Genomic DNA, 7362 nt, shown 5'->3' with positions numbered 1-7362 from the left:
GGACCCACCACACCCCCACCCCCACACACCACACCCCCCTCCCCACCTACCCCTTCCAACACACACCCCACTGGCTCACACCCACCACCCACACCACCACTCGTCATCCGCAATCTGCTGCCGCCCATCCCCTGCTCGGCAGCCCGGTCAATCTCGCGGGTGCGCAGGGCCGGTGGTTCGAGGGCAGCCTTTCGGCCACCAGCCCCTGGTACCTCGACGAGCACCAGTTGCTCGGTACTCCGGTGATGCCGGCCGCGGCCATGCTCGAATGGGCCCTTGCCGCTGCGGCAGCAACCGGCGGCGAACAGCCGCAGCAGGCGCCGAAGCAGTCCCAGCTGCAGCCCCAGCCAGAGCCAGAGCCGCAGCCGCAGCCGCAGCCGCAGAGCTGGGTGCTCGAAGACGTCACGTTCAATGAGTTCTTCCACCTGACCGATGCCGAACGGCCTGTCGACGTCCAGGCATTGGTGGAGAACGGCGAGGGCGGCCTCCGGATCCGTTGCTTCGGCCGCCGCGGCGGACCGCTGCGTCCCGGTGACAGGGCGGGTACGGACGAGTGGACGGAGCATGTGACCGTGCCCCGCGCCCTCCCGGGCGGGAAGCCAGGGGTTCGGACCGATCTCGAGGCCTTGCGTGCGCGGATGTCCGAGCAGCCGACGGCCGCCTTCTACGAGCGGCTGTGGCGCATCGGTGTCGAGTACGGTCCCGCCTTCCGTGGTCTGCGGCGACTGCTGCGCGACGGTGAGGAGGCCCTGGCGCTGGTGGAGGTCGAAGAGGCCGCGAGGGACGAGAGCCGCTACACACTGCATCCGGTCGTTCTCGATGCCTGTTTCCATGTGATCGCCGCGTTCACCGAGGACGACGGGCATGTGCTGCGGCTGCCCGCGTCCGTGGCGCGCGTCAGCGTGTACGACAGGATCCCCGGCCGTGTCTGGTGTCGCGCGCGCTGGCACGGGGTCGACTCGTCGGGCGCCTGCTCGATGGACCTGGACGTGCTGGACGAGGCGGGCGACCCCCTGGTGGTCGTCGAGGGGCTTCGCTTCCGTACGGTGTCGCCGGACGCGCTGGCGTCTCTGGCGGGTACGAGGCCGCGCCGGTACGAGATCGGCTGGGAGCCACTGAGCGGCTCCGACAGCGGGCTCACTCCGGCGTCGGCCGACGGTGGGGCGTGGCTGGTCGTCGACAGCACCGCGAAGCGGACCGCCGGCCAGGCCTCCCCGTTCGCGGAGCTCGGCGGCCGAACTGTCGTGCTGGACTCCGGGGCGGATCTCGACGAGGCGCTGGCCCGCCTCCGGGCGGAGGACCTGCCAGTGGCAGGTCTCCTAATGAACGCCGTTCCATTGAGCGCCGTTGCCGCAGAGGCGGACCGCGTGGAAGGTGACGGCGCGGACACCGTTCTCGATGTCGTCTATTCGACCGCCGAGCGTGCCTTCACGGTCCTGCGGGACTTCCTCAAGGCTCTGCCCGAGGTCTGCCCCGCGGGGTCCGGCCGCGCGCTCCCGCACATCGTCCTCATCTCGCGGGGTGCGGCCGCCGCCGTTGCCGGCAGGGACAGGCGACCGGCGTCGCCTGCCCAGGCGGTGATCACGGCCGCTGCGAAGGCGGTGATCTCCGAGCACCCGGAACTCAAGTGCGTGCAGGTCGACCTCGAGCAGGACGCTGCCGCCCCGACGCCGGGCGAGGTCATGGGGCGCGTCGCCGGGCTGCCGGGCGCGGGGCATCTGGCCGTGCGCGACGGCCGCTGGTACCGGGCCGTGCTGCGCGAGCACGAGCTGACCGGGGGCCGCGCTCCGCTGCGGGTCAAGCCGGAGGCAACGTACCTGGTCACCGGTGGTCTGGGCGGTCTGGGCCTGACGGTCGCGACCTGGCTGGCCGACCAGGGAGCCCGTTCGCTCCTGCTGACCGGCCGTAGGGTTCCCGCCGAGGCGCCGCCGGCTGTGGCGGCGCTGCGTGAGCGCGGTGTGCGGGTCGAGATGCGGGCCGCCGATGTGTCGGTGGCGGCGGACGTGGCGGATCTCTTCGCCCACGCCCGAAGCGAGATGCCGCCGGTGCGGGGCGTCGTGCACCTGGCGGGCGTGACCGCGGACGGGCCGCTGGCAGAGCTGGACTGGGAGCGGTTCAGGGACGTACTGGATCCGAAGGTGCGCGGTGCCTGGCATCTGCACCGGTCGACGACGGGTGCAGGGGGGACGGCGGACGTCGACTTCTTCGTGCTGTTCTCGTCGATGACCGCGCTGACCGGCTCGGCGGGTCAGTCCAACTACGTGCTGGCCAACTCGATGCTGGACGCGGTGGCCGAGTATCGCCGGCGTGCGGGTCTGCCCGCTCTGAGTGTGGCCTGGGGTGCCTGGGCCGAGGTCGGCATGGCCGCCGGTGACGCGGTGGCACGGCGGATGGCCGCGGCCGGTGTCGACGCGATGGCGCCCGGAGAAGCGCTGGACGCCTTCTCCCGGCTGCCGCTGGAACCTTCGGCCCAGGTGGGGCTGGCCCGGATGGACTGGCGCCGTTATGCGGCCGCCGTGCCTCGCCAGGTGCCGTACACGCTGCTGGAAGGGGTGTTGCCCGCCGGTCCCGGGGCCGAGATCGCCGGGGGCTTCACGGCCCGCTCCGCGGAGGAGCTGACCGAGCTGGCGCTCAAGGATCCGGACCAGGCGCGCGACGTGCTGCTCGAAGAGCTCCTGCACACCGTGGGGCTGCTGCTGGGGATGACGGCCGGCGCGCTGGACGAACTGCGTCCGGCGTTCGCCGGGACCCGGCTGAATCTGCTGGGTCTTGACTCGCTGTCGACGGTGCGGCTGCGCAACCGGCTGCTGGCGGATTACGGGGCCGATGTGCCGCCGGACTTCCTGTTCGGCGTGGGCACGGCATTCGAGATCGCCGCGTCGGTCTGCAGCCAACTGACGCTGCGTGGGCTTGTCGTGGCCGTGAACGACGACGGCGGGGAGCCGGAAGACGCCGGGGAGACCGAAGTTCTGACGCTCTGACGCCGCGAGCGACCGCAGGCGACCCGACCGAAGACCGAAAGGAAGAAGTGCCGCAGTGAGCGATCACCGGAGCGAAGGCGCCGCGACAGCGCGGCTGATGGGCCAACTCGCCGCAGCCAAGGTCAGGCTGAGGCTGGCGGAGGACGACCGGATCGAGGTGACCGCGCCGCGCGGGCGGCTTACGCCGGAGCTGCGGGACGGGATCACCCGGCACAAGCCGGAGATCCTCCGGCTGCTGGCACGGGAGCGTGACGGTGTGCCGGCGGCGGCGGAGCTTCCCACGGTGGTGGTGGACGAGGAGAATCTGTACGAGCCGTTCGCGCCGTCGGATCTGCAGCAGTCCTTCCTGATCGGCAGCCGTCCCGGTTTCGAGTTCTATGTACGTCCCCACCAGTACGGCGAGTTCGAGTTCGACGAGCTCGATCCGGCGCGTTTCGCGCAGGCGTTCAACCGGGCCGTGCGGCGCCAGCACAAGAACCTGGTGGTGGCCCGGGAGGACATGCTGCTGGAAACCGTGCGGGATCCGGGACCGGTCGAGGTGACCGTCACCGACCTGCGGGAACTGCCGTCTGCGGAAGCGGAGTCACGGATGGCCGAGGTGCGGGCGGCCATGGAGCGCGAGGAGCCGCCGCACGACCGGTGGCCGTGGATGTCGCCGCACATCAGCCTGTACGGCGAGGGCAGGGCCCGGTTCCACTACAACAACAACAACCTGTTCGCCGACGCTCCCAGTGCTTTCCGACTGCTCAGCGACACCCTGCACTACTACGAGAAGCCCGAGGAGCCCCTGCCGGAGCTGGAGGTCAGCTTCCGGGACTGCGTGCTTGCCCTTGCACGGATGGAGGAGTCGGAGCTGGGCCGGGCGTCCCAGAAGTACTGGTGCGACCGGATGGCCGAGTGGCCGGAGGCGCCTGAGCTGCCGCTGGTGGGGGGCACGGGCCGGCGGGAACGGTCACGGCTGTCGCGGCGGGAGCTGCTGTTTCCCAAGGAGCTGTGGACGGCTCTGCGGGAGAAGGCGGAGGCGCGTGGCCTGACGCTGACGAACGTGCTGCTGGGAGCGCATGCTGAGGTCGTCGCGTACTGGAGCGGGTCACGGCACTTCCTGCTCAACAACATGATCACGCACCGGATGCCGATCCATCCGCAGATGCGGGACATCGTGGGGAACTTCGCCTCCCTGTATCCGCTGGAGGTCGACTGGCGGCACGACGAAGGCTTCGAGGGTCGGGTACGCAGGCTGCAGGAGCGGGTGCTGGCCGACGCGGAGCACGTGTACTGGAGCGGCAGCAAGGTGCTGCAGCGGCTCAATCAGGTGCGCCGAACGCCGGGGCGCGCGGTGTGTCCGTTCGCCGTGGGCAGTGCGCTGTTCGTCGGGCCGGCCGACCCTCCGGCGTACAGCCTGCTGGAGACTCCGCAGACGCTGCTGGACACCGAGTTCTGGGAGCTGCGGGACGGCCGGCTGTGGGTGATCTGGGACGTCATCGAGTCGATGTTCCCCGAGGGCCTGATCGACGACATGCTGGAGGGTTACCGCACCCTGGTCACGCGGCTTGCCGGGAGCGAGGAGGCGTGGGGCACCGGAGCGTTCGAGCTGTTGCCGCCCGGGCAGCGGGAGCGGCGGGCCCGGCTGAACCGGCCGGCCGCCGGTGAGCCCCCGGCACCCGTCGGGCTGCTGCACGAGCCGGTGGCGGCCAGGGCGGCGGCCGGCCCGGACCGGACCGCGGTGGTGGGCAGCGGCACGGGTTCGTCGCTGTCGTACGGCGAGGTGCACGAGATGTCCGGGCAGCTCGCCGCCCGGCTGGAGGAGCGGGGCGTGCGCGCGGGCGACCGGGTCGGTGTCCTGCTACCGAAGGGGCCTGAGCAGATCGTCGCCGTGCTCGGGGTGCTGGCCGCGGGCGGGGCGTACGTGCCGATGGACCCGGAGTGGCCGCGGGACCGGGTCGGTCATCTGCTGAAGGACACGTCGGCGGCCGCGGTGGTGACCAGCGGTGCCCTGCGTGACGCGTCCGCCGTTCCGGGCGAGGTGCCGGTGGTGGCGGTCGACGGTCGTGAGGTGCGCGAGGGACCGGGGCGTCCGGGGCCGGCACCGCGCAAGCCCGACGAACCGGCGTACATCATCTACACGTCGGGGTCCACGGGGCGGCCGAAGGGCGCGGTGCTGGACCACCTCGGTCCGCTGAACACGGTGACGGACATCAACCGGCGGTTCGGTGTCACGGCCGACGATGTGGTCTTCGGCGTTTCGTCGCTCTGTTTCGACCTGTCGGTGTACGACGTCTTCGGGACGCTGGCGGCCGGTGCCACGCTGGTACTGCCGGACGGGCCGCGCACCGGCCCCGCCGACTGGATCGGTACGGTCCTCGAGCAGGGTGTGACGGTGTGGAACTCGGTGCCCGCCGTGATGCAGCTGTTCGCCGAGGAGGCCGCGTCGGCTGGTGTGTCGTTCCCGGCGCTGCGCACGGTGCTGCTGAGCGGCGACTGGATTCCGGTGGATCTGCCGGACCGTATCCGGCAGATCGCGCCGAACGCCCGGGTGGTCAGTCTGGGCGGGGCCACCGAGGCGTCGATCTGGTCGGTCTGTTTCCCGGTCGACCGCGTGGATCCGGCCTGGCCGAGCATTCCGTACGGGCAGCCGCTGGCGCACCAGTCGTGGCATGTGCTGGACGACCGGGGGCGGGACGCGCCGGCCTGGGTGGCGGGCGATCTGTACATCGGCGGCGCGGGCCTGGCGCTCGGATACTGGGGGGACCGGGAGAAGACGGAGGCGGCGTTCGTACGCCATCCCCGGACCGGTGAGCGGCTGTACCGCACGGGTGACCTCGGCCGGTATCTGCCGAGCGGTGACATCGAGTTCCTCGGCCGGTCGGACTTCCAGGTCAAGGTACAGGGCTTCCGGGTCGAACTCGGAGAGATCGAGCACGCGTTGCTGGAGCATCCGGCGGTGCGGCAGGCGGCCGTCGTGGCGCGGGCGTCCGGCTCGGGAAAGCAGCTGGCGGCGTTCGTGGTGTGCCCGCAGGAGGACCTCGGGCCGGACGACGCGCTGGCGGACGAGCTGGCGGGGGCGCTGGCGGAGCGGCTGCCGGGCTATATGGTGCCCGGCCGCATCACGCGCCTCGCGGAGCTGCCGTTGACCGGCAACGGCAAGGTGGACCGGCGGGCGCTGGAGGCCATGAGGCAGTCCGACGAGGAGGGCGGTCCGGGCTACACCGCGCCCCGTTCGGCGATGGAGTCGATGCTCGTGGGGGTCTGGGAGTCGATCCTGTCCGTGGAGCGGGTCGGGGTGCACGACGACTTCTTCGATCTGGGCGGGCAGTCTTTCGCGGCGCTGCGCATGATCCGGCGGATCGCGCGGGAGTCGGGAAGCCGGGTGCCACTGGGGACGCTGCTGGAACGCCGTACGGTGGCGGGTCTCGCCGAGTACCTGGAGAGTTCCGGCGGTTCGCGCTCCCCCCTGGTCCGGCTGTCCGGGCCGCAGGAGGCGCGGGACACGCGGGAGGCGCTGGGGCCGGAGGAGTTGCGGGAAGCGGACGGCGGCAGCGAGCATCCGCCGTGTTTCCTGGTGCACCCGGCCGGCGGGAACGTGGTGTGTTACCGCGAGCTGGCCGCTCTGACCGGCAGGCCGCTGTACGCGTTCCAGGCGCCCGGCCCGGCGACCGGGCAGGAGCCGCTGGAGACGGTGGAGGAGCTGGCGGCGCTGTATGTGGAGTCGCTGTCCGAGGTGCGGCCCGGTGGCCCGTACACGCTGGGCGGCTGGTCGTCGGGTGCCGTCATCGCGTTCGAGATGGCGCGCTTGCTGGAGGCGCGCGGCGAGCGGGTGGAGCGGGTCGTGGTGATCGACTCGCCGGCTCCTGAGGAGCCGCGCGAGGTCGACGACGCGCAGTTGCTGCTGTGGTTCCTGGAGGACCTCGGCATCGGCTTCACGCCGGGGCTCGTCGCCGTCGAGGCGGTACGCGCGACGCGGGATCTGACGGACGCCGGGCGTCTGGCGCGGGCGCTCGAGCTGGGCCGGGCGGCCGGAATGCCCGCCTCCGATGCGGATCCGGCGGATCTCGCGACGGCGCTGGCGGTGTTCCGCGGTGTGGTCCGCGGCTGCAACAGCTACCGTGCCGCGCCGGTGGGCGCGGCGCTGACGGTCCTGCGGGCCGAGGAAGGCGTCGTCAGCGAGTTCGACGGCCATCCGCGGGCCTCGGCGGCCGACTGGGGGTGGGGTGCGTACACCCGCGGCGGTGTGCGGGCCGCGTCCGTGCCGGGCACCCACTACACGCTTCTGACCGATCAGGACGCGCTTGCCGTTGTGGCCGGCGCGCTCGACGACCGATGAACGGCCGGCTGCGCTCGGCGGACCGGCACCACAGGCACCACGTCCCGGGAGGACTTTCGC

General features: G+C 71.8%; 2 protein-coding genes. Both read left to right on the top strand.

Annotated elements, in window-relative coordinates; genetic code table 11:
- The coding region (locus tag ACWIHY_RS36665; RefSeq protein WP_454380836.1) for a type I polyketide synthase at positions 1 to 2981 on the top strand (2981 nt) is incomplete at its 5' end.
- Positions 2982 to 3036: 55 nt separating this feature from the next.
- Positions 3037 to 7302 carry an amino acid adenylation domain-containing protein gene (locus ACWIHY_RS36660; RefSeq protein ID WP_454380834.1) on the top strand — a complete coding sequence of 1422 codons (4266 nt, stop codon included), beginning with the start codon at positions 3037 to 3039 and terminating at the stop codon, positions 7300 to 7302.
- Positions 7303 to 7362: the final 60 nt, after the last annotated feature.

This window comes from Streptomyces sp. NPDC055287 (genome assembly GCF_053646035.1).
This window is presented reverse-complemented; position numbering and strand designations above follow the sequence as displayed.